31 protein-coding genes are annotated in these 26,589 nt (G+C 60.2%); 9 read left to right on the top strand and 22 right to left on the bottom strand.

What is annotated here, in order from left to right:
• Nucleotides 1–97: 97 nt before the first annotated feature.
• The 4 genes from rapZ to QOL81_RS17690 all read left to right on the top strand — a co-directional run bounded on the left by rapZ (nucleotide 98) and on the right by QOL81_RS17690 (nucleotide 2,248).
• Entirely contained in the window at nucleotides 98–952 is an 855-nt protein-coding gene (gene rapZ, locus QOL81_RS17705) for an RNase adapter RapZ (RefSeq protein WP_015379177.1), read from the top strand.
• A complete protein-coding gene (npr, locus tag QOL81_RS17700; RefSeq protein ID WP_004937034.1) occupies nucleotides 949–1,221 on the top strand; it encodes a PTS phosphocarrier protein NPr in 273 nt (90 codons plus the stop codon). Before rapZ ends, npr begins: the two co-directional genes overlap by 4 nt.
• Nucleotides 1,222–1,517: 296 nt before the next feature.
• Complete coding sequence (locus QOL81_RS17695; protein WP_060424659.1) at nucleotides 1,518–1,829, top strand: type II toxin-antitoxin system HigB family toxin; 312 nt, start codon at nucleotides 1,518–1,520, stop codon at nucleotides 1,827–1,829.
• Nucleotides 1,826–2,248: a helix-turn-helix domain-containing protein gene (locus tag QOL81_RS17690; protein ID WP_142110565.1), complete on the top strand. Its 423-nt coding sequence runs from the start codon at nucleotides 1,826–1,828 to the stop codon at nucleotides 2,246–2,248. The genes QOL81_RS17695 and QOL81_RS17690 overlap by 4 nt, the downstream gene beginning before the upstream one ends.
• Before the next feature lie 5 nt (nucleotides 2,249–2,253).
• On the opposite strand, the gene QOL81_RS17685 is transcribed toward QOL81_RS17690, so the two are convergent.
• The 10 genes from QOL81_RS17685 to QOL81_RS17640 form a co-directional block, all read right to left on the bottom strand.
• A complete protein-coding gene (locus QOL81_RS17685) occupies nucleotides 2,254–4,170 on the bottom strand; it encodes a BglG family transcription antiterminator (RefSeq protein ID WP_060424654.1) in 1,917 nt (638 codons plus the stop codon).
• A gap of 51 nt (nucleotides 4,171–4,221) precedes the next feature.
• Nucleotides 4,222–5,436, bottom strand: a complete 1,215-nt coding sequence (locus tag QOL81_RS17680; RefSeq protein WP_126180456.1) for a lactonase family protein — start codon at nucleotides 5,434–5,436, stop codon at nucleotides 4,222–4,224.
• Nucleotides 5,437–5,773: 337 nt separating this feature from the next.
• Nucleotides 5,774–6,514 (bottom strand): 2-dehydro-3-deoxy-phosphogluconate aldolase, encoded by a 741-nt coding sequence (gene dagF, locus QOL81_RS17675; protein WP_283439964.1) that lies wholly within the window; start codon nucleotides 6,512–6,514, stop codon nucleotides 5,774–5,776.
• Entirely contained in the window at nucleotides 6,511–7,629 is a 1,119-nt protein-coding gene (locus QOL81_RS17670) for a DgaE family pyridoxal phosphate-dependent ammonia lyase (protein WP_049273708.1), read from the bottom strand. Before QOL81_RS17670 ends, dagF begins: the two co-directional genes overlap by 4 nt.
• Nucleotides 7,613–8,752 carry an amidohydrolase/deacetylase family metallohydrolase gene (locus tag QOL81_RS17665; protein WP_060440973.1) on the bottom strand — a complete coding sequence of 380 codons (1,140 nt, stop codon included), beginning with the start codon at nucleotides 8,750–8,752 and terminating at the stop codon, nucleotides 7,613–7,615. The genes QOL81_RS17670 and QOL81_RS17665 overlap by 17 nt, the downstream gene beginning before the upstream one ends.
• 63 nt (nucleotides 8,753–8,815) lie before the next feature.
• Nucleotides 8,816–9,466, bottom strand: coding sequence for a DUF4310 family protein (locus QOL81_RS17660; RefSeq protein ID WP_048234891.1), 651 nt, complete (start codon nucleotides 9,464–9,466; stop codon nucleotides 8,816–8,818).
• Nucleotides 9,467–9,477: 11 nt separating this feature from the next.
• Nucleotides 9,478–10,254, bottom strand: coding sequence for a DUF4311 domain-containing protein (locus QOL81_RS17655; RefSeq protein WP_004937006.1), 777 nt, complete (start codon nucleotides 10,252–10,254; stop codon nucleotides 9,478–9,480).
• Between the two features lie 30 nt (nucleotides 10,255–10,284).
• Nucleotides 10,285–10,581 carry a DUF4312 family protein gene (locus tag QOL81_RS17650; protein ID WP_004937003.1) on the bottom strand — a complete coding sequence of 99 codons (297 nt, stop codon included), beginning with the start codon at nucleotides 10,579–10,581 and terminating at the stop codon, nucleotides 10,285–10,287.
• Nucleotides 10,581–10,946, bottom strand: coding sequence for a glycine-rich SFCGS family protein (locus QOL81_RS17645; protein WP_019453148.1), 366 nt, complete (start codon nucleotides 10,944–10,946; stop codon nucleotides 10,581–10,583). The genes QOL81_RS17650 and QOL81_RS17645 overlap by 1 nt, the downstream gene beginning before the upstream one ends.
• A 36-nt stretch (nucleotides 10,947–10,982) precedes the next feature.
• Entirely contained in the window at nucleotides 10,983–11,309 is a 327-nt protein-coding gene (locus QOL81_RS17640; RefSeq protein WP_369803947.1) for a glycine dehydrogenase, read from the bottom strand.
• Nucleotides 11,310–11,753: 444 nt separating this feature from the next.
• Between QOL81_RS17640 and rnk the strand changes: the two genes are divergently transcribed.
• On the top strand, nucleotides 11,754–12,164 hold the full coding sequence (rnk, locus tag QOL81_RS17635) for a nucleoside diphosphate kinase regulator (protein ID WP_004936993.1): 411 nt from the start codon (nucleotides 11,754–11,756) through the stop codon (nucleotides 12,162–12,164).
• Between the two features lie 37 nt (nucleotides 12,165–12,201).
• Here rnk and QOL81_RS17630 read toward each other — a convergent pair whose 3' ends face one another.
• Genes QOL81_RS17630 through QOL81_RS17620 form a run of 3 tightly spaced genes read right to left on the bottom strand, consistent with a single transcriptional unit; the run spans nucleotide 12,202 to nucleotide 15,315 of the window.
• The gene (locus tag QOL81_RS17630) at nucleotides 12,202–12,990 is read right to left on the bottom strand and encodes a sulfite exporter TauE/SafE family protein (RefSeq protein ID WP_060424644.1); all 789 of its coding nucleotides are present in this window, start codon (nucleotides 12,988–12,990) and stop codon (nucleotides 12,202–12,204) included.
• Nucleotides 12,983–13,864, bottom strand: a complete 882-nt coding sequence (locus QOL81_RS17625) for a formyltransferase family protein (protein ID WP_060424642.1) — start codon at nucleotides 13,862–13,864, stop codon at nucleotides 12,983–12,985. The genes QOL81_RS17630 and QOL81_RS17625 overlap by 8 nt, the downstream gene beginning before the upstream one ends.
• Nucleotides 13,861–15,315: an FAD/NAD(P)-binding protein gene (locus QOL81_RS17620; RefSeq protein WP_049273715.1), complete on the bottom strand. Its 1,455-nt coding sequence runs from the start codon at nucleotides 15,313–15,315 to the stop codon at nucleotides 13,861–13,863. The genes QOL81_RS17625 and QOL81_RS17620 overlap by 4 nt, the downstream gene beginning before the upstream one ends.
• Before the next feature lie 283 nt (nucleotides 15,316–15,598).
• On the opposite strand from QOL81_RS17620, the gene QOL81_RS17615 reads away from it, so the two are divergent.
• Nucleotides 15,599–16,381 (top strand): AraC family transcriptional regulator, encoded by a 783-nt coding sequence (locus QOL81_RS17615; protein ID WP_060424639.1) that lies wholly within the window; start codon nucleotides 15,599–15,601, stop codon nucleotides 16,379–16,381.
• A 4-nt stretch (nucleotides 16,382–16,385) separates the two neighbouring features.
• Here QOL81_RS17615 and cybC read toward each other — a convergent pair whose 3' ends face one another.
• Entirely contained in the window at nucleotides 16,386–16,772 is a 387-nt protein-coding gene (gene cybC / locus QOL81_RS17610) for a cytochrome b562 (RefSeq protein ID WP_060424637.1), read from the bottom strand.
• A 138-nt stretch (nucleotides 16,773–16,910) separates the two neighbouring features.
• Nucleotides 16,911–18,251 (bottom strand): metalloprotease PmbA, encoded by a 1,341-nt coding sequence (pmbA, locus tag QOL81_RS17605; RefSeq protein ID WP_060424635.1) that lies wholly within the window; start codon nucleotides 18,249–18,251, stop codon nucleotides 16,911–16,913.
• 179 nt (nucleotides 18,252–18,430) lie between these two features.
• On the opposite strand from pmbA, the gene yjgA reads away from it, so the two are divergent.
• Entirely contained in the window at nucleotides 18,431–18,979 is a 549-nt protein-coding gene (yjgA, locus tag QOL81_RS17600) for a ribosome biogenesis factor YjgA (protein ID WP_004936968.1), read from the top strand.
• 30 nt (nucleotides 18,980–19,009) lie between these two features.
• Here yjgA and QOL81_RS17595 read toward each other — a convergent pair whose 3' ends face one another.
• The 5 genes from QOL81_RS17595 to aaeX form a co-directional block, all read right to left on the bottom strand.
• A complete protein-coding gene (locus QOL81_RS17595; protein WP_047730838.1) occupies nucleotides 19,010–19,309 on the bottom strand; it encodes a barstar family protein in 300 nt (99 codons plus the stop codon).
• A 5-nt stretch (nucleotides 19,310–19,314) separates the two neighbouring features.
• Entirely contained in the window at nucleotides 19,315–19,782 is a 468-nt protein-coding gene (locus QOL81_RS17590; RefSeq protein WP_060424634.1) for a ribonuclease, read from the bottom strand.
• Between the two features lie 279 nt (nucleotides 19,783–20,061).
• Nucleotides 20,062–22,029 (bottom strand): p-hydroxybenzoic acid efflux pump subunit AaeB, encoded by a 1,968-nt coding sequence (aaeB, locus tag QOL81_RS17585; RefSeq protein WP_283439963.1) that lies wholly within the window; start codon nucleotides 22,027–22,029, stop codon nucleotides 20,062–20,064.
• The gene (gene aaeA / locus QOL81_RS17580) at nucleotides 22,029–22,964 is read right to left on the bottom strand and encodes a p-hydroxybenzoic acid efflux pump subunit AaeA (protein ID WP_084827489.1); all 936 of its coding nucleotides are present in this window, start codon (nucleotides 22,962–22,964) and stop codon (nucleotides 22,029–22,031) included. The genes aaeB and aaeA overlap by 1 nt, the downstream gene beginning before the upstream one ends.
• Before the next feature lie 7 nt (nucleotides 22,965–22,971).
• On the bottom strand, nucleotides 22,972–23,175 hold the full coding sequence (aaeX, locus tag QOL81_RS17575; RefSeq protein WP_004936952.1) for a p-hydroxybenzoic acid efflux pump operon protein AaeX: 204 nt from the start codon (nucleotides 23,173–23,175) through the stop codon (nucleotides 22,972–22,974).
• A gap of 314 nt (nucleotides 23,176–23,489) precedes the next feature.
• On the opposite strand from aaeX, the gene aaeR reads away from it, so the two are divergent.
• Nucleotides 23,490–24,401, top strand: coding sequence for an HTH-type transcriptional activator AaeR (gene aaeR / locus QOL81_RS17570; protein ID WP_004936950.1), 912 nt, complete (start codon nucleotides 23,490–23,492; stop codon nucleotides 24,399–24,401).
• Here aaeR and QOL81_RS17565 read toward each other — a convergent pair.
• Both QOL81_RS17565 and QOL81_RS17560 read right to left on the bottom strand, forming a co-directional pair.
• The gene (locus QOL81_RS17565; RefSeq protein WP_283439962.1) at nucleotides 24,392–24,694 is read right to left on the bottom strand and encodes a hypothetical protein; all 303 of its coding nucleotides are present in this window, start codon (nucleotides 24,692–24,694) and stop codon (nucleotides 24,392–24,394) included. The genes aaeR and QOL81_RS17565 overlap by 10 nt on opposite strands.
• A 38-nt stretch (nucleotides 24,695–24,732) precedes the next feature.
• Nucleotides 24,733–25,008 (bottom strand): zinc ribbon domain-containing protein, encoded by a 276-nt coding sequence (locus QOL81_RS17560; protein ID WP_084827488.1) that lies wholly within the window; start codon nucleotides 25,006–25,008, stop codon nucleotides 24,733–24,735.
• Between the two features lie 207 nt (nucleotides 25,009–25,215).
• Here QOL81_RS17560 and uriH point away from each other — a divergent pair, with 207 nt between their 5' ends.
• On the top strand, nucleotides 25,216–26,157 hold the full coding sequence (gene uriH / locus QOL81_RS17555) for a uridine-preferring nucleoside hydrolase UriH (RefSeq protein ID WP_060424624.1): 942 nt from the start codon (nucleotides 25,216–25,218) through the stop codon (nucleotides 26,155–26,157).
• Nucleotides 26,158–26,589 lie beyond the last annotated feature (432 nt).

Genomic DNA, 26,589 nt, shown 5'->3' with positions numbered 1-26,589 from the left:
CGCTACTGTTTCACGATGATGGATCCGGCTGCGGCCGGAATAACAAAGTTTCCACCGGTGGCGATGAACGCCGCCGCGATGCCAGGGGAGTTGCCACATGGTGCTGATGATTGTCAGCGGCCGTTCCGGTTCCGGAAAATCCGTCGCCTTGCGGGCGCTGGAAGACATGGGTTTTTACTGCGTTGACAACCTGCCTGTGGTGCTGCTGCCGCAGCTCGCCAACACGCTGGCGGAACGCAATATCTCCGCGGCTGTCAGCATCGACGTGCGCAACATGCCGGAATCGCCGGAAGTGTTCGAATACGCGATGACTCAGCTGCCGGACAGCTTCTCGCCGCAGCTGCTGTTCCTCGATGCCGATCGCAACACGCTGATCCGCCGTTACAGCGACACCCGCCGCCTGCATCCGCTCTCCAGCAAAAACCTGTCGCTGGAAAGCGCCATCGACGAAGAGAGCGATCTGCTCGAACCGCTGCGCTCGCGGGCTGACCTGATTATCGACACCTCGGAAATGTCGGTGCACGAACTGGCCGAAATGCTGCGCACCCGCCTGCTGGGCAAGCGCGAGCGCGAGCTGACCATGGTGTTCGAATCCTTCGGCTTCAAGCACGGCATTCCGATCGACGCCGACTACGTGTTCGACGTGCGCTTCCTGCCTAACCCGCACTGGGATCCGAAGCTGCGGCCGATGACCGGTCTGGACAAGCCGGTCGCGTCGTTCCTCGATCGCCATACCGAAGTGCACAACTTCATCTACCAGACCCGCAGCTACCTGGAGCAATGGCTGCCGATGCTGGAAACCAACAACCGCAGCTACCTGACGGTCGCCATCGGCTGTACCGGCGGTAAACACCGCTCGGTATACGTGGCGGAACAGCTGGCCGATTACTTCCGCTCGCGCGGCAAGAACGTGCAGTCGCGCCACCGCACGCTGGAAAAGCGCAAACAATGACGGTCAAACAGACGGTTGAAATCAAAAACAAGCTGGGCATGCACGCGCGTCCGGCGATGAAACTGTTCGAGCTGGTGCAAAGCTTCGACGCCGAGGTGATGCTGCGCAACGAAAGCGGCACCGAAGCCGAAGCCAGCAGCGTCATCGCGCTGCTGATGCTGGACTCCGCCCAGGGCCGGCATATCGAAGTCGAAGCGACCGGCCCCGACGAAGTCAACGCGCTGGCGGCGGTGGTCGAGCTGTTCAACTCCGGGTTTGATGAAGATTAGCCGCTGAAGCCCTCTCGCGAATGCGTCGTACCGGCGCGTTCGTTCCCTTTGCCTCCTATCCCTGACACAACCTCCCGCTTTTCACTTTGCGTACCCGCTTCCAAAATCAGCAGTAACTGCCTGTAAATGCGAGGCATGGATTTACCATCACGGCGCTAACCGCAATAGTGTGCCACGACAGAAACGGGCTGCAGCCGGGTATTTCCCTCTCACTGCGAGCGGGGATGATAAGTTTACAATTTGTGAACACCTAAGGCAGCCGCTATAATGTTCACCAGGCAGGAATCGAGGGAACGATGCATATCATTTCCAGGGAACCGTTCAATAACGCAACGAAGCAATACCCTAATGAAGCCGCTGCTCTCGAGGCCATTTATAAAACGTTGCGACGCGGCGAGTTCCGCACGCCGGACGAGTTAAAAGCGCTTTTTCCTTCGCTCGATCGTATGAAATACAAAGAGAAATGGTGGGTCATTGACGTCGGCGGCAACCACCTGCGAATTTTGTTCTTTGCCAGCTTTGAGACACAGAAAGTATTCATAAAGCACATTGTTAGCCACGCCGAGTACGACAAGCTGATGCAGCACTATCGAAGGAGTTCATCATGATTACAGATGCCATTAAGGCCGCCGATGCGCTGCTGCGCGCCGTGCCCTTATTGCAGGGCAGCGGTTCTCAGCAAGACTACCGGGAAGCGCTCGAATTGGTGGAATATCTGCTGGAAAACGATGAACACCATCCGCTGATTGACATGCTGGCAAAAAAGATCGCCGAATATGAAGATAACAGCGCCGAGTTTACCGCATTCAACCAGCGTATCGCCCAACTCCCGCAGGGGGTGGCCGCGCTTCGCGTATTGATGGAACAGCGCCAACTCAGCCAAAGTGATTTTGAACATGAGATCGGCAAAAAGTCGTTGGTCAACCAAATCCTAAGCGGCAAAAGATCGCTGACCATTCCGCACATTATGGCGCTGGCCAAACGCTTCAATCTGCCCCCGGCCCTCTTTCTGCCGGAAGCAGATTAGCCCCCTCAACTCCGGCTCAGGCAGTCCAGCGCCACCGCTTTAAAGCTGTCGAAGCTGTCGCTGCCCAACAGACGGCTCATTGAGCGTTCACGCACGAAGGTGACGAACAGCTCGTAGATCGCCATCGCCTCTTCATAGTCGCTCTTGCTGATCGCCAGCAGGAAAATCACGTGCGCGACCTCGCCTTCTCCCCAGGCGACGCCCTGCGGCGCCAGCAGCGTCACCACCACGGTCTTTTTGGCCAGCAGCCCCAGCGAGTGCGGCAGCGCGATGCCCTCGCCCAGCAGCGTGGAGACGATCGCCTCGCGTTCGACCAGCGACGGATAGAAGTCCGCGCCGACGTACCCTTCCCGCTCCAGCTGGCCGCACACCCGGCTGAACAGCTCCGCCTGCGTCAACGGCTCGTTGAGCACCATGAAATGCTCGGCGTCGAAGAACTTCTCCAGCATGTACGGTCGGGTGCGATCCACCAGCACCAGCTTGCCCAGTTGCTCCAGTTGGTAATCGGTCGGGAACGGCGACATCACCACCACCGGCTTGTTCTTTTCGCCGATGCGGGCGTTGGAAATCACGAAGTCTTCGTCGATATGCGCAAGCATCTCGTAATCGCGCAGCGAGACAATGCGCGTCATCACCAGCTGCGGATACTTGCGCGCAATCTGCGCCTGGATCATGCGCACCGTCGAGTTGCCGGTATCGCACACCAGCATCACCTGCGGGTGGCGCTCATAACCGATGTTGTAATGCCGCTCCAGCCCCACGCCGATGTGCAGCACCAGATAGCCGATTTCGTTCTCGCTCAGGGTATAGGGGGTGTATTTGCCCCAGCTGGAGACCGCCGCCAGCGTCACGTCGTAAGCCATCGGATAGTGCTGCTTGATGTTGGCCAACAGCGGATTGGGGATATTGATCTGGTATTTCACCCGCGTAATCATGGTCTTGATATGGGTGAGCAGATCGGCCCGCAGCTGCTCGTCGCCCTGCAGGTTGTAGTTATAGTGTGCGTTGATGTAGGACAGGATGTAGTCCACCAGCGCTTCTTCATCGTCGGCGTTGATCTCGGTCGGCTGCACGTCCTGCACGCGCCGCGCGGCAATGTTGACCCGCAAATAGGCCTCTTCGGCCATCGAGATCTCTTTACCGGAGGCCGAACGCAGCTCCGCCGCCAGGCGGGTCGACACCTGACGCACCGCGTCGTCGCCGTCTTCCACCTCGAAGTCCGGCAGCGGATAGCCGTCGTTGATGCGCCGCAGCGCCACCGCGCAGTAGAAGATCAGGTACTGCTCGCCCTCGTCGGTCAGGCGAATGGCATATTGCGACAGCAGCGGGTGCAGCAATCCGGCGAACGCCGCTACCTGCGGCTGCAGCAGGATCTCGTTGTTGAGCAGCGGGTTCTCGGCGTCGGCCAGCTGCAGCTGGAACAGCAGATCGGTGAGACAGGCGCGGATCGCCATCTCGGCGCCGAACAGCTTCATGCCGTAGCGCGGCTTGGTTTCGATCGTCAATTGATAGTGCGCCAGACGCTCTCTCACCTCAGCCATGTCGTTTTGCAACGTACCGCGGCTGACGAACCACTCGTCGGCCAAATCCTCCAGTTTAAGGGAGAAGGCTGAGGTCAAAAAACGCACCAGCAGATAATGCACCCGCTCCTGCGCGCTGCGCGGGGTGGCGTGCTTGCGGCGCTCCTGATGCTGCAGAGCGCTGAACAGCGCGGCGTTATCGACCTGCAGGCGATAGCCGGCCCCGCGGCTATGCACGAAACGCGCGCCGTATTTGTCCAGAATCTCGTTCAGCGCGGTGATGTCCGCCCGCACCGTGCGGGTGGACACGGCGAAACGCTTCGCCAGCTCATCCTGCGGCAAAGTCTCGGTTTGCAAAGCATCGAACAAGTAAGCCAAACGCGGGTAAGGAAATCGCACCATTCTGTGTCCGTCAATCAGGCAACCCGCCCGGTGAACCGGGCGGGCCACGGGTTACTTCGGCGGCGGCAGGAACGCCATTTGCGAGGGGCTGCCGATCGGCAGATAGCCGCCCACAAAGCTGAGTTTGCCGTCCGTCGGATTTACGCTGAAACGGGTAACGTTATCGCTGCGCTGGTTCAACGCATACAGATAGCGGCCATCCGGGCTCAGCGCCAGCGAACGCGGGTAATCGCCACGCGTCCAGGTTTCCGCCACCGGCTTCAACTCACCGCCGGCGCCCACGCTGAACTGGGCAATGCTGTTATGCAGCCGGTTGGCGACGTACAGCGTGTCGCCGTTCTTGCTGAGCGCCAGCCCCGAAGCGAAGCTGGTGCCCTGATAGTCGGCGGGCAGTGCGGAAACCGCATGCAGTTGTTTCAGAGTACCTTTTTGGCGATCAAAACGGTAGCTGGTCAACGTCGAGGCCTCTTCGTTCACCAGCAGCACGGTTTCGCCGTCCGGATGGAACACAAAGTGACGCGGCCCCGCGCCGGCGGAAGAGGCGGCGATCCACGGCGGATCGTTCGGCGTCAGCCGGCCGCTCGCGGCGTCAAAGCGCCATTGGTAGATGCGATCCAACCCCAGATCGGTGGAGAACACGAACTTGCCGCTCGGATCGCTGGCGATCATATGGGCATGCGGGCCGTTGTGATCGCTGATGGCGAAGCTGCCGTTCACCGCCGCCGCCGGTTTGGCCGCGCCCGCCGGGCCCTGCTGTTGCTGCACCGAGCTGGCGGCGCCCAGGCTGCCGTCCGCTTCGATCGGGAAAGCCGCCACGCTGCCGCTGACGTAGTTGGCCACCAGCAGATGCCGCCCGTCCGGCGTCGATGAGAGATACACCGGCCCCGCCCCCTGCGAATCCACCTGGTTGAGCTGCGTCAGGCCGCCGTCGACAGGATTGACCCGGTAAGCGGTAATGCCGCCGTGTTTGCCGCCGTTGAAATCGGCCACTTCGCTGGCGACATACAGCGTCTTGCCATCGGCGCCCAGCGTCAGCTGGGCCGGATTCGGCACTTTGCTGACCAGCGTAGTGTGGCTCAGCGCGCCGCTGGCCGGATCGACCTGCACCCGGTAAACGCCTTCGCCGTTGGGATTATAGGTGCCGATATAGGCGAAATGAGATGACGTGGAATTCATTGCATCCTCAGCATGCAGCGCTGGGCCGGTCACGGCCAGCAGCGCCAGGAACAACGCGGTGCGTCGGGTTGGAGCCTGCCAGTTTCGCATAGTAATCCTCAGTATATATCCGTCATCTTTCAAGCTGCAGCGTTGTTGGCTGCCCGCACTCACCCCAGTCACTTACTTAAGTAAGCTCCTGGGGCTCCTGCGCTTGCCGCCTAGCTGCAACTTGAAAGCTATAGGCTATAGCTAACGGCGACGCGGCATGCCGCGCCACGAGAAAACCTTCGCCTCCCAGCGTTATCCCGTCATACTTAAAGTTGCTTCTGTGTTGGCTGCAAGCACTCCCCCCAGTCACTTACTTAAGTAAGCTCCTGGGGACTCATGCTCTTGCCGCCGGGAAGCAACTCCAATTATTTAGGGCATACCTCATCCTATTGCGCGTTCAGCCCACCAGCTTTTTGGTCATCGCCAGCAGGGTTTTCACGTCCTGCGGACGCGTGTCGCCGCTGGCGGCGTCGATGATCGAGCTGTAGACATGCGGGATCACGCGCTTCACGCCGGCCGCCAGCGCGATCTCGACGATCGGCTCGTAATTCTCCAGATCGATGCCGCCGGTCGGCTCCAGCATAAAGTCATGCTCGGCGCAGGCCTTGGCTACGTACTGGTACTCGTCCTTGCACTTCAGGCCACCCATCGGGAAATACTTGATCGAGCTGCCGCCCATGTCCTTCAGCAAGGCGATGGCGGTTTCCACCGGCACGATGCCGTCAGGCGCTGCGGCACTCAAGGGGCCGGTAGAAATCTTCACCCAGCCGACGCGGCCGGTCGGCGATACCAGGCCGTTGACCACGCTGTCATTCTGGCCCAGCAGCGCGCGGCTGGCGCCGACGCCGGTAAACACCTGGTTAACGTGCTGCGGCTGCACCTGCTGAGCGATCAGGCTGACCATCGCCGACTGTTTCGGATCGCCGGCGCCCAGGCCGACCGAGAGCGCGTTTTCGATCAGGCGCGCATAGCGCAGCATGTCGGTCACCGCGCTGTCGACGTCCGGGTAGTTCTTGGAGAGTACGCCCACCAGCACATGGCCTTCCGCCGCGGCGTAGATGTCCTGCGCGTTGGCTTTGGAGCCGGCCAGCACGTTCAGGCAGACACGGTCGCGATAGTAGTTAGGCTGCAGCTTCATGCTTGTTTCTCCGTAAACAGGTTCTTGATACAGCTAAAGACGGTCATCAGCTGTTGCTCGTCGACGCTGCGCACGTCGACCTCAATCTTGCCCTCGTTGGCCTTGTAGCCGCGGAAGTAGATGGCAATATCGCCGGTTTTCAGCGCCTGAACGATGTCATAGGTCGACCGCCCCAGCACCGCTTCGTCGAAAGTGATCTCGGCGCGGGCGATATCGCGGCCGGCGCTGTCCCAGACGGTTTTGGCGCTGACGCCGGTCAGGGTGTTGAGGCTATCGAGGAACGGCGTCATCCGCGCCACCATCTGTTGCCCGGTGGTTTTCTCAAGCGTCAGATAGCTTTCAATCGCCTGCGTCAGCCCGAGGATGCCCTCTTTGCCGACCTTCATCGCCCGGCCGATACCGCCGGACTGCAGCTTCACCCACTCGACGTACTGTTTCTTGCCGATAACCAGGCCGCTGGTCGGCCCTTCGATGGCTTTGGCGCCGCTGTAGATCACCAGATCGGCCCCCATCTGGTAGTAACACATCAGATCTTCTTCCGCCGCGGCGTCGACGATCAGCGGCAGGTTATGCTTGCGCGCCACTACCGCCGCCTGTTCGACGGACAGAATGCTTTTCTGCACGCAGTGGTGCGATTTGACGTACAGGATCGCCGCCGTCTGCGGCGTGATGCAGGCTTCAATCTGCTCCGGCGAACATTCGTTGGCGTAGCCCGCCTCCACCACCTTGCCGCCGCCCAGCGCCACCATGGTGTCCACCGGCGCGCCGAAGTTGACGTTGTGACCGCGCGGCAACACGATCTCGCGCGGCACGGCGATCGGCGCCGAGTGCAGGTTCACCAGCAGATTGGCGTTATCTTTGACGATCGCTGCCGCCACCGACTGGGCGATGCCCGCCGAGGCGCAGGAAACGATCACCGCGTCCTCAACGTTGAGCAGATCGGCGATGTAGGCGCCGGTCTTGTTGACCAGATCCTTTATTTCGAAATAGTGATTCAGGCCGTAGTCAACGGCGTCAATCACGTCCTGGCGCGGCGTGGAAACGCCGAGAATGGTCATGCGGCCGGAGGTGTTGATCACCTGCTTCAAACCGTATTTTTCATAAATCGAAGACATGGGCTGCCTCCCCTTGTTCGGTTAATAGGATTTCCCCGGCCACCACCGCGGCCAGCGGCACCAACAGCTGTTCGCCCTCGGCGGTTTGCCCTTCGGCGTCGGCGAACACCTGCGGTTCGCGGCGCAGTTCAAACAGCGTGAAATCAGCGTCATAGCCCGGCTCCAACCGCCCTTTGCCGCTCAGCTGCAGCGCCGACGCGGCGTTCTCCGTCACGCAGGCGATCACCTGCGGCAGCGTCAGGCCGACGCTGAAGAATTTGGACATCACCGTCGCCAGGCTGTGCACCGGCCCGTTCATGCGGTTGCGGCAGTAAATATCGGAGCTGATGGTATGCGGCAAAATGCCCAGCGAGATCGCCTGGCGCGCCACCTCGAAGCTGAAGCTGGCGGTGCCGTGCCCCACGTCGAGCAACACGCCGCGCCGCAGCGCGCGCTGGATCGACTCGCGCAGCGTGCCCGCCGGCGTCAGAATGCGGTTCGGTTTGCCGTTGTAGCAGTGGGTGATGATGTCGCCACGGGTCAGCAGATCGGCGATCTCGTCCAGATTCGGCGGGTTGTTGCCGATATGCACCATCAGCGGCAGCTGGCGGTTTTCCCGCTGGATCTCTTTGGCCAACACCAGCGGCCGGGTGCCGTTCTTGCCCACCACGCTACTGCTCATGCGCGCCTTGATGCCGATGATAAAGCCGGGATGGTTGGCGATGGCCTGGCCGGCCTCGTGCTTGTCGATGTCCGTCAACTCCGCCAGCTCGTTCTGCCGCAGCAGGCCGATGCGCGAGATGTTGAGGAAGGCGAACACGTTGGTTTTGGCGCTGCGCGTCAGCTGATAAAAGGCGTCGATATCGTCGGCGCCGGTGCTGCCGGCATCGACCACGCTGGTGACGCCGCTGGCGACACCGACCCGATCCGGCTCGTCATGGTAAATCGGCGAGTCGGGATAGCAGTGTACGTGCGCATCGATCCAACCGGCGCTCAGGCGGCAGTTGCCCGCCAGATCCAGTTGGCGAACGGCGCTGACGTCCGCCGCCAACCGCCCGACCGAGGCTATTTTGCCGTCTTTCACCGCCAGATCGATCAGCGTGTCGTCCGCCAGCCTGGCGCCTCTGATTACTAAGTCATACATACCGCATTGCTCCTGTTAGCCCGGGCGCCGCCGCAGCATCGGGCGGCGCCTGGCGCAGGCCTCTTAAGAAATGGCTACCGGGAAGATCGCCCCCAGGATCATCGCGCCGAGGATCGCTCCGCCGGTGATCGGTTTACCCCAGATATAGAACAGCAGCGCGCCGAGCAGCGAACCGATGCCGATCGGGATCGAGGCGGTCATCGCCGACAGGATGATCAACGGCCCGAGGAAGCGGCCCGACGAGTTGCCCGCGCCCATCATCACGTCCGCCCCGTAGGTGGAGTTGCTCTGATTGATGGTGAATTTGCGCGCCAGGATGATCACGTAACCGATCGCCAGGCCGATGACGAGGCCGGTGGCCAGCGAAGCGGCGAAGTTGGCGACCGGGAACACGATGCCGGCCCCCAGCAGCAGCGCCGGTACGCCCAGCCCGACGCCGGTCTGGATCGCGCCACCGATGTCCAGGATCCCCACCAGCGAACCTTCGATGATGCGCGCGAACAGGAAGCTGGCGCCGAACGCCGCCACCGCGCCATACACGCCGGTATCCATCCCCGCCCGCAGCATGGAAACGAACGCCACTTCGTTAAAGGCGCCGATGCCGTACAGGTAGTACATGTGCGTCCCGGCGAACACGCCGGAGGACAGCAGGCCAACAAAAATCGGGAATGACCAGTCGGCGTACCAGAAGCCTTTTTGGGTTTGCTCTTCCATCATCCCGCTCCTTATTTACCGCTCAGGGTGTTGTGAATGGCGTCCAGCCAGCCCGGCACGCCGAGGCTGAAGGACTCGAGAACTTTCATGTCGAAGCCGCGGAAGAAGCCGCTCAGCACGAACAGCAGCACGATCACCGCCATCATGATCTTGGTGATCTTGTTCCAGCCGCTCTCTTCCACGCCTTTGCCGATCAGAATGCCCAGCACCAGGCCCGGTACGGCGTTGCCCATGATCAGCTGCGCCAGGCCGCCGAAGATGGTGCCCCAGAAGCCGGAACGGCGCCCGGCGTCGATCGCCGCCAGCCAAAAGATCACCGGCATCACGGTGTTCACCAGCAGGTTGGCCGCCGGCACCAGCACCTTGATCGCGGTGACCTGCAGCGCGGCAGGCACGGCGGAAGCGGTGGTATTGAGGAACGCCACCACCAGCATGCCGATGATGCCGCAGGCAATGGCCATTTTTTTCGGATCGTGCAGCGTTTGCGCCAGATTGCGGTTCTTGACCATCAGGGCCGCCGCACCCCAGTGCGGGATGATGCGGTGGTCGACGTCCTGCGTGAAGGAGCCCGCCGCCACGGAAGACGCCCAGGCGTTGAAGAAGAAGCCCAGACCGAATGAGAAGTGGGAAGCCGGATCGCCCTCGCAGGAATTCAGCTCGCCCAGGGTGCGAAACGCCCCCATGCCCTGTGTTGTCGGTGCGTGGAACATGCGCGCGGCGCCGGCCCCTACGCCGACCCCCACCAGCCCACCGATAATAATCGATTTAAATAAGATGATTAAAAACATCAGTATACCCTTTCATTTATGCTAACGTTTTTATTTCGTGACGAAGACAACCTTCTCGGTATTGATAATGGTTACGTTCACGGTTATTTCCAGAGAAACGGCATAGCTCTTTCTTTCACGCGGCAAAAAGAAGAAAAGAAATTTCTCTTTAGTTATTTTCTCTTCCGCTTTCACTACGCTGACGTCCTGCGGCTCGATACGCAGCAGAATATTGTTGGTGGACTTTAATACCGCGCCCTGCACATTAGCCAAGGCGGAAGCAAAAGCTTTCGCTTTGCTGTCGCCTTTACCCTCCACCTTTACCGATGTGGTATATTGCTCTTTCATTATGGATTGCCATGTTTTTTGACGTAGGCTTCCACCAGTTTCTGGCCCAGCTCTTCTTTATCCATAAAGCCGAAGCCCAGCACGTTGTAGCCTTCGTTAATTGCCGTCACGCCCTCTTCCACCGAACGCATGCCATATTTAGCCTTGTAGCCGTGTTTGGTTTGCGCGGTAATCGCGCCGGCGCCGCCGCTGCCGCAAAAAGAGATGCCCAGCTGCGCGTTTTCCGCTTTCATGACGTCGCCGAGCTTCATGTCCGCCGCGACGCCGGGGATGACCACCGCTTTTCCGCCTGCGCTTTCAACGCCTTGGCCAACTTTTTGCCCTTTGCCCAGACGATCGCCGATCACTACGGTAATTTGACCCATGGTATATTCTCCTGATTGAAATCGATGCGTTAACCGCTATGCGTTATTATCTTTCGCCACTTCGAAGTGCACTGACAGCAAATAGGCTTCTTCGATAGGCAATGTGCCAAACTGATTCACCACGCGCTCCGCCATTTGCATGGATTCGGCAGAGATTTCGTCGAACAACGATTTATCCACCTCCGGCAACGGCTCACCGGTTATTGAACGCAGCACCATGGCGCGAATATGCGATTCCAGCATCTGTTGCTGCACCGCATTGGTATAAATATTTTCAGCATTCAGCATCGCGGTAATATCCGCCAACACCCGAGCAGCGATCGCTCCGGCTTCGCTGACATCGGATTGTTCAATTTCTTTTATCGAAGCAGATCCATCATTCACTTTTCAGTACCCCTAGATCCTACATTAATCAGTAAGCCGTAAAGCGCATCACCTGAATAACCCGCTTTCTGTGATGTCTTTACCCTACCCCCGGTAGGATTTTCTGTGTAGACCGGTTTTTTCCAGTTCGAAGTGGAAATCGAATGACGCGCGGGGATCCATTTCGCAAAACGGCGCGGCGGTGAAAAAGTCAATGAGATAACAAATAGATAACCGGGCTAACCGTTTCTTTTGCCACGATTGACGATAAAAGCCTTCGTGATCGGGATCTCTTTCTTTTCTCGCCCCAACCGCCTACTATCAATAGGACAAATCGACATTACCCACACCCCCGCTCCTCTGGCGCGGGGGTGTTGCTTTGTGTTGTTTTTCCGAATTTATGGGTGCACAGACTGGCACCCTTTGATTTGACTGGAGAGTGGAATGACCAAACCCATCATTACTATTAATGAGCTGGATGCGGAACGCCTGGATGCGCTATTGGAACAACCGGCCTTTGCCAACACCGACGTCGCCGCCGCGCTGAACGACGAGTTGGATCGCGCGGAAATCCTGCCGCCGGAGAAAATGCCGGCCAACGTGGTGACCATGAACAGCCGCGTGCGTTTTCGCGATCTGCACACCGATGAAGAGCACGTGCGCACGCTGGTTTACCCGGCATCGCTGAAAGACAGCCACGATCAGCTGTCGGTGATGGCGCCGCTCGGCGCAGCGCTGCTCGGCATGCACGTCGGCAAGCAGATCTCCTGGCAATTGCCGAACGGTGAAGAAGCGCGGATTGAAGTGCTGGAATTGCTGTACCAGCCGGAAGCGGCGGGCGAATACCACCGTTAAGCGGTTCTCAGGGCGGCATCCGGCCGCCCTTTCTGTTTCAGAGGCAAATAGCGATCAGCACGGCGATCAGCAGCAGCACGTAGATTTTGGCATGCAACGCATCGCTCACCTTAGGCAAACAGCGCCTGGCAAACACGATCCCCGCAATCCCCGCGACCACCAGCAACCCCAGAATGTTCAGATTGACGTAGCCCAGATACTGCGGCCCGCTCATCTCGTGCCACCCCAACACGATATACATCAGCGCCCCGATCACCGCCACCGGGATCGACAGCGGGTTGGCGGCACTGACGCAATACTTCATGTCGTAACCATGGCGGCGCAGCAGCGGCACGGTCATCACGCTGCCGCCCACCCCCAGCAGGGTGGCGATGCCGCCGATCAGCGGCCCACCGCCCCACAGCGTAACGGGGGACAGTTCGGCGCGCGCCGGTTTGATCAAAAAACCCCGGCGGAACAGGCAGTCGGCGATGGTCACTGCCATATAGACCACAAACAGCCCGCGGATCACGCCGTCCGCCAGCAGTGAAGAGGCGAACGCGCCCAGCGCCGCGCCGATGCCGATGAAAAAGATCAGCGGCACGATGGTTTCACGCAGCAGGTTGCCGCTGCGCCAGTTGGTCAGCGTGGCGTAACTCGCGTTGAGGATCATCACCGCCGTCGAGGTCGCCACCGCGATATGCATCGCCTGGCCGGGCTGCTCGCCCGAGGCGGAGATCAGGTGATAGACGAAAGGCACCACCACAAAGCCGCCGCCGAAGCCGAACAGAATGGTGGTGATGCCGGTCAGAAAGCCGGCACCCAGTACAATCAAGGTTTCAATCATGGCCGTGCGCCCGCACGAAGTCGTCGAACCCGGCGCAGAACTGCCCCGCCAGCGGGTGGAAACGATCGCCGACGAACAGCCCCAGATACTGCTCTCGCACGGCGTCATGGTCCACCAGCTCAATGCCCGCCTGCTCTGCCTGCGCCAGCGTCTGCGCGTCCGGGAAGCCCCAGTAGCGCGAATCGCCCTGCTTTTCCGCCGCTATCGCTTCGCTATGCTCCGCCCGCATCAGCTGGCGCGCCAGGAAAGTGCCGCTCTGCACGCCCAACAGCATCATGTTTTCCAGGAACGACAGATCGTGACGCAGCTCGGCGGGCAGGCGGGCGATCACCGGGCCGGCGTCCCAGTGCTCATCCATTTCATGCAGCGTTACCGCACAGTCCCTGTCACCGTTCATCATCGCGCGGAACAGCGTCATCACCCCGCGATAGCGCGGCAAATCCCCCGGATGCAGGTTCCAGAGCAGCTTGCCGCGTCGGCTGAAGGCGCGCACATAGTCGGCGGAGAATTTCTGATAACAGCGCAGGGAGATCACCCCATCCATATGCCCCAGGCTGCTGATAAACGCGGTGTCGTTGATGTCGAGAACGCGATGCGCTTTGACCCCGGCGGCGGCCAGGAACAGCGCCGGCGGCTGATAGACGCCCTCGCAGGCGGCGGCGTTGCGGCCCACGAACGGGAACACGAAATCGTTCAGCACTTCGCGCTCATACAGCCCCAGGTGGCGAACCGCCGGCTCCTGCGTGCGCCCGGCGCTTTTCGCCAGGGGGAAATACACCGTAAAGGCACACTCGCCTTTCAGGGCGGCGATCAGATCCTGACACACCAGCCAGGAGAAAATGTCGTTGCCGACAAAGAGCGCTACGTTTTTCATACTTCAGCCTTCTTTGCGTTGAAAATAGGGTTGTTAAACACGATCTTGCTGATATCCCGCGTGATGGACTCCATCGCCGAGGTGTAAAACAGATCGCCCTTGGCGGGCGCGCCGAGCGAGTAGAGATGCTGCTCGCGGCCGCGCCGGTCGGCGATTTTCAGCGTGTGCGGGTTGCACTTCACGCCGCCGAACAGGTTCTCTTGCACCAGCCCGTCTTGCAGCAGCTGATGGCTCAGGCGGTTGGGCGGCAGTTGATAGGAAGGCGTGGTGCAGTTGAACAGATACTGCGCGTGCACCCGCGTCTCATGGCAACGGAGGGTAAACCCGTCCGCTCCCTTGCTGATATCCGCCAGGCCGCCGCAGGCGCGCAGGCGTTGGCTCTCCAGCGCCGCCACGATCTTGTTGGCGTTCTTGATCGGCATGGCGTGCCGATTGCGCATCCAGGAGGAGTTGTAAAAACGCATGAAGACCTGCCGGTTGTTGGCATCCATCTTGACCCAGGCGGCGCACACCGCCGGGTGGATCGCCGCCAGATAGCTGCAAATATGCTCCCGGGCAAAACGCGCGCGATCGAGGCTGTCCGCCAGATCGCGGTAACAATCGCGCCTTTCCCCCAGCGCCGAGAGCACCGTCAACCGCTCCGGCCCCGGATAGTGGCGCGCCAGCGCGGCATTGATCGCATGCACCAGCTGATGCGCATCAATGAAATCGCTGCCGGCGACAAAGCGCCGCACCCCCTCCACAAACGCCTCCGGCGGCGGACGCATCAGCGCCGGCTGCACGCTGGGGAACAGGCCCGAGCGCGATAAAGCGCAGATGTCGGTCGCCCCCAGGCGCTCCATCAGCTCTACGATGGCGTCAATCGCCGTCAGGCTGCAGCCGATCACGCCGATGGTCGAATAAGGGTTGATCGGCGGCAGATCCTGGTGGGCCTGATAAGCGATCACCCCGTCCACCGGATAGAGACATTCCGGCGGGTTGTGCCCTGAGCACAGCACCAGCGCGTTCATCTGCTCGGCGCCGCCGCAGGCGGTGGTCAGCCGATAGCCGGCTTCGTGCGGCGCGATGGCATTCACTTCGGCGGTCACGAAATTCAGCGTCACGTTACTGTCCGCCGCCATATAAATCGTCATGTCGCGAATAAAATCGAGATATTCCCGATACAGCCAGCGCGGCGGATAACGATCCTGGCAAAACTGCGGGAAATGCATGGCAATCCAATCAACAAAGTGCGCATCGTCGAAAATATCCGCCGACATGTTTTCCGGCGTCATATTTAATATATGGCTGTCAAAATCGCTGCTGTATGCCATACCGCCCTTGAAGCCCTGCTTGTCGAAAACCTTCAGGGAAAGCGGTCTTTTGCAATGATTAACCGACTTATTTTTTATAAAGTTATACGCAAAAGAGATCCCGGCGGCTCCGCCGCCAATCACACCGAACTTATACATGAAATATCACCTTATAGTCATTGAACTGCACTAAGAACTATTGCTTCAGGTGTTGGAATAAAATGACGCTTTATTCCTTATTAACTTCTTGTATTGCGAGAACGAGAACGTTCGTCCCACCCCGGTGTGAAAACTTGCATGGGTTGCCTGGCCGATAAAATAGCGGCGCCCCGAACAAGCGTTATTTTTCTGCCCCGATAGTAGGGCGACGGCCGTTGGCTTGCTTTATATGAAGGGCCAACTATCATTGCGTTTCGGCCAATCTGCCCGCCAAAGAGGACACATGCGCAATGTCCACATTGATGACATCGACCACGTAACGCGCGCGGTGATCGCCATCGGCACCGACTACCCGCCGGGGCATCTGCTGCCGATGCACAGCCACCGGCGCGCGCAGTTGCTGTACGGCGCCACCGGCGTCATGCACGTTTTCACCCAGCAAGGCAATTGGGTCGTCCCGCCGCAGCATGCGGTGTGGCTGCCGCCGCAGATGCCGCACGCGGTAAGGATGGTCGGCGTCACCACCCGCAGCCTGTATCTCGAACCCGGCGCGTTGCCCGCCGAACGGCCGCAGGTCTGTCAGGTGGTCAGCGTTACCCCGCTGATGCGCCAGCTGTTGATGGCGGCCGTGGATATGCCGCTGGAGTATGAGCAAGACGGGCGCGACGGGGCGTTGGCGGCGCTGCTGCTGCACGAGCTGGCCCGGCTGCAACCCTTGCCGTTGCACATCCCGCTGCCCGCCGATCCTCGGCTGGGCGAGCTGTGCCACGCCTTTTTGCAGCACCCCGACGCCCACGACTCCGCGCAGCGGTGGGCGCCTCGTCTGTACATGAGCATTCGCACCTTCAGCCGCTTCTTTCGCGCGCAGACCGGCCTGCCGTTTTCGCAATGGCGCCAGCGCGCCTGCGTGGTGCTGGCGTTGGCGCTGCTGGCCGAAGGGCGCAGCGTAACGCAGGTGGCGATGGAGATGGGATATGACAGCAGCGCGGCGTTTTCAACCATGTTTCGCCGCGTGCTGGGGCAGGCGCCCTCCTCCTATCTGACGGAAGACGGGCGCGACGGTTGACGGATTAGCGGAATTTCTTGTGGTTGGCGTCGCGGGTTTGCTTGAAGCCCTGCGCCAGCTGCTTCGCTTCGGCGACTTTGCCCTGGTTGGCCAGCGCCAACGCCTGATCGATCTGGCCTATCAGGGTATCCAGCCCGCTGCGAAAATCTTTCATCTCCGGGCTGTCGGCGGCTTTGTCTTCCAGCTTCGGCGGGGTGCCCTGCTTGGCATCCTGCGCGGCGGCGCGCATGTTTTGCAGGCTCTGTGTGAGGGTAGCGGCCGAATCGGTATTTAGCACCGTTTTGTAGTTTTCCGCCAGGGTGTCCATATCGTCGCCCAGATCGGCGGCGGCCGCCAGCGAACTGGCTGCCAGCAGCGTCAACGCCGCCAGCGCTTTCAGGGTATTCTGCATGTTTGCTCACCTTCCAGTTATTGTTTTAATTAACCCACCGTTACCATAGGCAAGGCCGGGCAAAACCGAAACCGGAGATTTGTAAGCAAGGTTGAGACGGGATAACGCGCGACCGGCGGGCGCCGGCCGCGCAGAGGATCATTGACCGGCGATCTTCATTTCCGGCAACAGCACCGAACCGCACTGGATATTGCTGCGGGTTTCGATATCGCTGCCGACGCTGACGATATTGCGCAGCATGTCTTTCAGGTTACCGGCGATGGTGATCTCGCTGACCGGGTATTGGATCTCGCCGTTTTCGACCCAGAAACCGGCGGCGCCGCGCGAGTAATCGCCGGTAACGCCGCTGACGCCCTGGCCCATCAGCTCGGTCACCACCAGGCCGGTGCCAAGCTGTTTCAACATGCCGGCAAAGTCCGCGCCCTGCCCGGCAATGCGCCAGTTATGGATGCCGCCGGCATGACCGGTGCTGTGCAGGCCCAGCTTGCGCGCCGAGTAGCTGGTCATCAGCCAGGTTTGCAGCACGCCGTCCTTGACGATATCGCGCCGCTGGGTGCGCACGCCCTCGCTGTCGAACGGCGTCGACGCCAGCCCTTTCAGCAGGTGCGGATGCTCCTCGACGGTCAGCCACGCCGGCAGGATCTGTTTGCCGAGCGAGTCCAGCAGGAAGGTCGACTTGCGGTAAACGCTGCTGCCGCTGATGGCGCCCACCAGATGGCCGAACAGCCCGGTGGCCACCTCGGAGGCGAACAGCACCGGCGCCTTCATGGTCGACAGTTTGCGCGGCGCGAGACGCGCCAGCGTGCGACGGGCGCACTCTTGCCCCACCCACTCGGGGCTGTGCAGATCGCCCATCGCACGGCCGATGGTGTAAGCGTAATCTCGCTCCATATCGCCGTCCTGCTCAGCAATGACGCAGCTGGACAGCGAGTGGCGGCTGGAACAGTAGCTTTGCAGCATGCCGTGGCTGTTGCCGAACACCTTGATGCCGTAGTGGCTGTTGAAGCTGCCGCCTTCGGTGTTGGTAATGCGCTTGTCCGCCGCCAGCGAAGCCTGCTCGGCGCGCGCCGCCAGCTCGATGCCGCGCTCGGCGTCCAGTTCGATCGGGTGGAACAGATCGAGATCCGGCGCCTCGAACGCCAGCAGATCTTTCTCCGCCGGGCCGGCGCAGGGATCTTCAGAGGTGTAGCGCGCGATATCCAACGCCGCCTGCACGGTGCGGGCGATGGCGTCCGGGCTGAGATCGGTGGAAGAGGCGCTGCCTTTGCGCTGACGGTGATACACGGTGATACCCAGCGCGCCATCGCTGTTGAACTCGACGTTTTCCACCTCGCCGAAGCGGGTACTGACGCTGATGCCGGTCGATTTGGTGACCGCGACTTCCGCCGCGTCGGAACCGGCGCGGGCCAGCTCCAGCGCCTGAGAAACGGCCTGTTCCAGCGCCTTGCGCTGTTCTGCAACTTGAGTGACTACTTTCATCAATCTGCCATAATTAATCAGAAAATCGTTGAGAAAAGTGCCGGAGCGGCGTAGTTGTGCACGCGGGGCGGCGCGCAAAAATCCTGAGATCTCTGCCGTTGAGTCTAACAGGAACCGCGTTGAATTTCGCATAAAGCCGGCAACCTGTTAGGATTAGCCTCTTTTTAACGGAGCCTACCATGAACAAACAGCCTGAAGACTGGCTCGACGATGTCCCGGAGAATGAAAACGAGGACGATGACGAGATTATCTGGGTCAGTAAAAGTGAGATTAAACGTGATGCCGAAGCGCTGAAAGACCTGGGGGCCGAAATGGTCGATCTGGGCAAAAACGCGCTGGACCGCATTCCGTTGGACGAAGATCTGCGTGCCGCCATCGAGCTGGCGCAAAAGATCAAGAAAGAGGGCCGTCGCCGTCAGCTGCAGCTGATCGGCAAGATGCTGCGCGCCCGCGATATCGAGCCGATCCAGACCGCGCTCGACAAGCTGAAAAACCGCCACAACCAGCAGGTTTCGCTGTTCCATAAACTGGAAGCGCTACGCGACCGCCTGGTGGAAGAAGGCGATGACGTCATTCCGTCGATCCTGGATCTGTATCCGGCCGCCGATCGCCAACAGCTGCGTTCACTGGTGCGCAACGCGCAGAAAGAGAAGGCCGCCAACAAGCCGCCTAAGGCTTACCGCCAAATCTTCCAATACCTGCGCGAGCTGGCCGAAGCGGCCGACTAAGCGCCGCCGCCATCCCGGGATGAAGCCGTTTCATCCCCGGTGATGGGCCGGCTCGCCGCTGCTTTCACGGATATTGAAGCGCAGGCTGCCTTCCAGCTCTTCTTCCGCCTCTTCAAACAGCAGAATGATCGCGCCGAAACGACGCTTGCTGCGGGCATTCAGGTGAGTGAACTCGATTTCCACCGGCAGGCCGATATCGCCGGTCACCACGTCCCACAGCGCGTCGAGGTTGGCGCCGAACCCCTCGTCCAGCGCAAACTTGCGCGCGAAATCGCGGTAGAAGGCCGGCACATCCTGGATCTGTTCAAAATCAAACTCTACTTTTGCCATCAAACTCACTCCACACGAATGAAGTTTTTGTAATGGTCGCGCGTGACGAAGATCAGACCGTCGCTCGAATACAGCAGGCGATCGGCGCCGCGCCGGCCACACTGGTAATTGATGTCCGCTTCGCGCCAGACCCGGCCGCCGGCGGTCGGCAATTGCCCTTCACGGTTAGAGAATCGATCGCCGCCAATCGCCTTGCCCGGCAATACCACACAGAGGTTGCCTGAACGCGGATCCCAGCCCTGCTCGCGCGCCTGCTTCTTGGTGACGTAATAATCCGGCAGCCGCTGATGCTGCTGCAGGTAACTCACCACCGTTTGCTGCTGCGTGAGCCGATCGATGCTCTGCTGCTGCCCCGCCGGGGCCTGGACCACCGCCGGATTGCCGCCGATCGCACGGTGCTCGTTGCCGCGCAGCGCGCTGAAGACGGCGATAACCACGGCGATGACAATCGCCACCAGAATCCGCTTGTTCATGACATTCCCTGAAATTATGCCGCCGAAGGCGCCGCAGCTCCCCCAGGCTAGTTAGGTATATAGTCGACCTGGATGAAACTAAGATGACCGGCAAGTAACGTTTTCGCGGCGGCTAAGGTTTCATCCATTCATGACAATGATGCCACTTTCCAGCCGTTCTGGCACTCGGAGTCTCTCTGAAAACGGGCCGCCTCTTATGAGACGGCCGCCGTACCAGGCGCTGCTTTCAGTATAGTCAGGGAAGGCGCCGCATAACGCGGCGCAAAAGGCGGGAACGCATCAATCGATCAAGGCGTGGCGATAGCGATGCAGCATGTTGGCCAGGCGTTTCACCGGCCCGGTGACGCTGAGCGGCGCCTGATTGTCCACCAATTTTTGCTGGTACTCGTTCATTTCACCCAGCAAGCGATCGTAGTAATAGGCGCGCTTGACGTCGTTCTTGGCCGAGACCACCCGATCGGCGGTGCTGCGGATCTGGCGGTGGAAGGCCGACAGCTCTTCGCTGACCGGGATTTCCGCCCGCTGCATACGCTGGTGGGCGATGATCAGGTTCAGCGCCAGACGATACTTGGCGATATCGTTCGGGAACATCATCAGCAGCTGGTTGAGCTGTTGATACAGCGCTGGCAGGTGGTTCTGCCGACGGCGCGCCGCCTTGGTGGTCAGCGCCGACACCGCGCTGCTGACGAACTGGTTGAGCAACGTGCGGCCGGTGCGCTCGCGCGAATTGTCGCGGATCAGCAGCAGCACCATCAGCCCCACGCAGCTACCGAGGAACTGGCCGAGCGCCCCATCGAGAAACTGGGTGACGTTGAACTCCATCGGGTTGCTCAGCACCAGAATGTTGATCGTCCCCGCCAGCAGCCCCAGCGAACCGAGCCGCCGCTTCTGCACCTCGATGCCGATGAAAAACGCCAGCAGGCCGAGGCTGAGACACAGCAGCAAGATGCTCTGCTGCGTCGCCGGCAGGATCACCATGAAGAACAGGGAACCGACCGGGATCGCCGCCAGCATGCCCAGCACGAAATCCATCGCCACCATGCGCGGCGCCGGGGTGCGCATCGCCAGCGAGGTGATTACCGCGATGATCACCATAAAACCGCTGCCGGACGTCCAACCGGTCCACAGCCACAGCAGGCTGCCGAACGCCGTGGCCACAAAGGTGCGCAGGCCGTTGATCATCGCGTGATGCCCTTCCGCCGAGGTCGGCTTGACCACGGTTTCATTGCTCAACACACCCTCTTCCACCGCGCTGATGCTGCCGTTGGTGTGTACGCCCTTCGACAGCAGCAGGTAGCGCGTCGCCGCGCCGACCCAGCCGGTGAGGGTCGGCAGCGTTTCATCGGAGCGATGCGTGGTCAGCACCTGGCGCAACAGCTTCATGCGCTTGTGGATCTCCTGCGGGGTTTCCGCCGGCACCATCAGTTGCTCCCGCAGGCTCGCTTGCAGCGCGTTCGGGTGATTCAGCAGGATCAGATAGGTTTCGCAAGCCTGGGTGATCAGCGTCAGCGACAGGGTATGCAGCGCCTTCACCCGACGGTTGACCTTCTGCCAGCGCGAGGACTCCATCATCAGGTTGTTGCGCATGCCATCCAGCGCCGTGGTGCTCTTGACCAGATTGCTCCAGGCACGGTCAATGTCTTCTTTGTCGGCGTTGCTGATGCACATCTGCATCAGGCGATATTGATCCACCAACAGCTCATCCACCGCCCGATCGATGTCCTGCTTGATCGAACGCGGCGAGAACAGCAGATCCGCCAATACGGCGCTGACGATGCCCAGCACGATCTCGCTGCAACGCTCGATGGCGAACTGCGGCGCTTCCAGCAGATGGGCCTCGCTGGTGGCGACCGTCACGATGATGATCAGCGCGGTATAGCCGGCCAGGCCCCAGGCGTAGGAGTTCTCGACCTTGATCAGCGAAGAGAGCCAGGTGCAGAAGCCGGCCCAGATGCAGCACAGCAGCAGCATCACCACCGGCGCACGGGCGGTGGTGATGATAATGATCAGGCCGACAAAGCAGCCGATAAAGGTGCCGATGATGCGCAGCCAGCCGCGGTGGCGGATGGCGCCGGAGAAGGGTTCACCGCCGGCGGCAAAGGCCGGGCCGGCGGCGACGATGGCGGCGGTCATCGCCGACCAGCGCGGGGTTTCCAGGTTGAGATGGAAACCGACGAACAGCGCAAACACAATCGCGAAGCTGAGTTTGAAGGCAAACCTCAGCCGGATAAAGGTTGGGCTGTTCATTAGCCGAACTCACGCAGCCGGTGCATCAGGCGCACAAAGGGCGAGCCGCTGTCGGCATTGCGATCGTTCTTGCCGACGATCACCACGGTGGCGGTGGTGCCGGCCGGGTACGGATGCTGTTGGTCCTTGGCGTCCAGCAGGATCTTCACCGGCACGCGCTGCGCCAGGCGCACCCACTCCAGGTTGCTGTCGATCGAGGCCAGCCCTTTGCTGTTGACCGTGCTGCTGCTGTTGTTTACCGCCGCCGCCACGCTGTCGACGGTGCCGTGCATGATGCGATTGCTGCCGAGCGGAGTGATCTCCGCGCGGTCGCCCTTATTCAGGCCGGTCAGCTTGGTTTCTTCCAGATAGGCCAGGATGTAGAAGGAGTCTTTCTTCACCAGCGCCACCGCCACCGAGCCGCGGGTGATGTATTCGCCGGCGTGGACGTTGAGGTTGGTGATCCAGCCATCGGCCGGGGCACGCACCGTGGTGCGCTCCAGATCCAGCTGCGCCAGCTCGCGCGCCGCCACGGCCTTCGCCAGCTGGTGTTGCACGGTCTGCAGCGAGTTGTTCGACTGGTCGATTTCTTCCTGCGACATCGCCTGCACGCCCAGCTTGACGCGGCGGCCGGCCTCGCGCCGTTTTTCCGCCGCCAGCGTTTGATAGTAGGCGACGTCGGCACCGGCTTCCGCCAGCGCCTGCTCATAGCGCGGCCGATCGACCACGAACAGCACCTGCCCTTTCTTCACCAGTTGGTTGTCCACCACCGGTACTTCGGTCAGCAGGCCGCTGACGTCCGGGGCGATCGCCACCACGTCGGCGGTGAACTTGGCGTCACGTGTCCACGGCGACTCGGTGTAGAACACCCAGGCCTTGAACACCGCAACGATACCCAGCAGCACAAGAATCAAAGTGATCGCGATTCGGGTTATTTTTATCGAAAAATTTTTCACAGCGACCTCAAACAAAAAGACATGAAATCAGATAAAACAAGCAGCAATACAGCGCGGTGTTAAACAGCGCCGGATGCCAGACAAAATCGTAAATCCCCGTCGGCTGCAGCAGGCGGCGCAAGAGAAAAAACAGCGCCAGCGACACCAGCAGCTCGAAAAACACCGGCGGAAACGACAGTCCGAAGATGACCATAACCGGAAGCAAACTCATCACTTTTTCCTTATTGTTCACTACGCCGGGGAAAGACACATCTCGCCATTCACATTCTCTTTACATTTTAGCGTGCGCGCGCCACAAATCTTGACCGGACAGCTTGTCCAGGTCACGAACCCGAAAAAAGGTTAAACTTTGGGGCAGACATCCACGACAGGGATTGCGAGGGTGCCGGAGGAGCGGCAGGATTGCGTCGCCGCTCGCTCTCGCACGTTGGTAAGGTCTATTCACCCGACCACGTTATATTAGCCTGCTTACTATCAAGGCATCAACAATCTGTGATCTAAATCACTTTTAAGCCAGAGTGAATAATGGAAAGATTAAAACGGATGTCGGTATTCGCCAAAGTGGTTGAGTTCGGGTCGTTTACCGCGGCCGCGCGCCAACTCGACATGAGCGTTTCATCGATCAGTCAAACCGTCTCGAAACTGGAAAATGAGCTGCAGGTCAAGCTGTTGAACCGCAGCACGCGCAGCATCGGCCTGACCGAGGCCGGCAAAATCTACTATCAGGGCTGCCGACGCATGCTGCAGGAAGTCAGCGAAGTGCATGAGCAGCTGTACGCGTTTAACAATACGCCTGCCGGCACGCTGCGCATCGGCAGCTCATCCACCATGGCGCAAAACGTGCTGGCGAACATGACCGCCGAGATGATGAAAGAGTACCCGGGCCTGACGGTCAACCTGGTGACCGGCATTCCGGCACCGGATCTGATCACCGATGGATTGGATCTGGTGATCCGCACCGGCGCGCTGCAGGACTCCAGCCTGTTCTCCCGCCGCCTGGGGCAGATGCCGATGGTGGTGTGCGCGGCCAAAAGCTACCTCAGCCAGCACGGCACGCCGCAGAAGCCGAGCGACATGGTCAACTTTTCCTGGCTGGAGTACAGCGTGCGCCCCGACAGCGAATTTGAACTGATGTCGCCGGAGGGCATCACCACGCGCATTTCACCGCAGGGGCGCTTCGTCACCAACGACTCCTCCACCATGATCCGTTGGCTGAAAAACGGCGCCGGCATCGCCTACGCCCCGCTGATGTGGGTGATCGAAGAGATCAAGCGCGGCGAGATCGAGATCCTGTTCAAAAGCTACCATTCGGATCCGCGGCCGATCTACGCGCTCTATACCGAGAAGGACAAACTGCCGCTGAAGGTGCAGGTGTGTATCAACTACCTAACCGACTATTTCGAACGCGTGGCGGCGGTCTATCAGGGCTATCGCTGAGCGACGCTCAAATAGCGGTGCGCCAGCGCGCCCAGCAGCATCAGCGCCAGCATGCCGAGGCCCCATAGCAACCAGACGGCGTAGCCGGCCCAGTTCAGCAGCAGAGGAAAATAGCTCGCCACCCCGCTGCCCAGCTGTTTCAGCCACGGCAGCCAGGCATCCAGCACCGTCTGCGGCACCAGACTCAGCGCACCGCTCACCGGCAGCGATGCGCCGCCGGCCGCTTCCGCCAACGCCGGGAGCCAGGTCAGCACGCCGGCCACGCCCCAGGCCAGCAGCGTCCATAGCGCCATGGCGCCCAGCAGTAACGCGGCTGTCCAACCGCCCCGGTTCACGGCACACCGCCACCGCACTGCGGGCAAAAGCGGCTGCCCAGCGGCAACGGCGCGGCGCACTGGCCGCAGGTGGCGCTCACTGCGGCAAATGGCTGGCCGCAGCGATGGCAATAACGCGCGCCCGGTTTATTCACCGCCTGGCATTCCGGACACTGCGGCCCCGGCTCGCCATGCTGGTTATAGCGGTTGCCATGATGCCCGCCGCGGTGACCCGCGCGCTGATGACCGCCGTTAATACCGCCTTGCCCCAATAACCTTTTCAGTAAGCTCATCCCGCCTCTCCTCTGTACATTGACGCTAAAGCTCACTGTAAACCCTGGAGTAAACTCCAGGGTAAAGCCCGGCGATGAGGATTTACGTTTCATTACATCGAAAAAGTGGCAAGGCTTTGATGCCGTTAACAAAAGCACCATCGGTATTATCCCACGCCGCCGCGCTGCGTTATGCTGCGGGAACCTCTCCCTGCATCAGGAATAACCATGAAAAAAATCATACTGGACTGTGACCCGGGGCATGACGACGCCATCGCCCTGCTGCTGGCCTGGGGCAATCCGCAGATCGACCTGCTGGCGGTCACCACCGTGGTGGGCAATCAGACGCTGGACAAAGTGACGCGCAACGCACTGGCGGTGGCGCGCATCGCCAATATCACCGGCGTGCCCTTCGCCGCCGGCTGCCCGCGCCCGCTGGTGCGCAATATCGAAGTGGCGCCCGACATTCACGGCGATTCCGGCCTCGATGGCCCGGTGCTGCCGGAACCCCACCTGCAGCTGGACTCGCGCCACGCGGTGGATCTGATCATCGATACCGTGATGGCTCACCCGCCCGGCAGCGTGACGCTGGTGCCGACCGGCGGCCTGACCAATATTGCCATGGCAGTGCGCAAAGAGCCGCGCATTGCCGAGCGGGTCAAGGAAGTGGTGCTGATGGGCGGCGGCTACCACGTGGGCAACTGGAGCGCGGTGGCGGAGTTCAATATCAAAATCGATCCTGAGGCGGCGCACATCGTGTTTAACGAAAAATGGCCGCTGACCATGGTCGGGCTGGATCTCACCCACCAGGCGTTGGCCACGCCGGCAGTCTGCGAGCGCATCGCCGCCCTCGGTACCCGGCCGGCCGCCTTCGTCGGCGAACTGCTGGCCTTCTTTGGCCACATGTACCGGCAGGCGCAGGGCTTCAGCGCCCCGCCGGTACACGATCCTTGCGCGGTGGCTTACGTGATCGATCCGAGCGTGATGACGGTGCGCAAAGCGCCGGTGGATATCGAACTCACCGGCACCCTGACGCTGGGCATGACGGTCGCGGACTTCCGCGCGCCGCCGCCGCCGGACTGCCACACCCAGGTGGCGGTCAAGCTGGATCAGGATAAATTCTGGGATCTGGTGGTGGATGCGCTGGAACGGATTGGCGAAGTGGAGTGAGATCTGTGAAACATGGATTAACGCGCTTTTACAGGCGCGTTGGTCCGTCTGGCATGATGGCAACAGGGATAGGCAGACCATCTCTCCGTTATTTACAAGAGCACAGAACAATCTTAAAAAAATTTACTTTAATAAAATTCAAAAAAAACCATAAGAACAAGAATAGTCTTAACAAAAATAAAAAATGGCGTGATAAAGAAAATGTGAAATAAGATAATGAACAGCGATAAATAAAATAACGCCCACCGCACCGCCATTAGCAACAACGATTTAACAAGAAAATGCTTATCTCATTGGCTCCGTCAGCTGTTTGCCCAGACACTCGTTGCCGCTCACACGGCGTTTTATTACGCACAAAACAATCACAAACAATTGATTTAAATATAAAAATAAAACAATAGATTAAAAATTGACTGGAGCGAGATAAATTTG

This window comes from Serratia sp. CC22-02 (assembly GCF_900182895.1).
Taxonomy (GTDB): Bacteria; Pseudomonadota; Gammaproteobacteria; order Enterobacterales; family Enterobacteriaceae; genus Serratia; species Serratia nevei.
The sequence above is the reverse complement of the archived record's forward strand: the minus strand, read 5'-3'. Positions and strand labels throughout refer to the sequence as shown.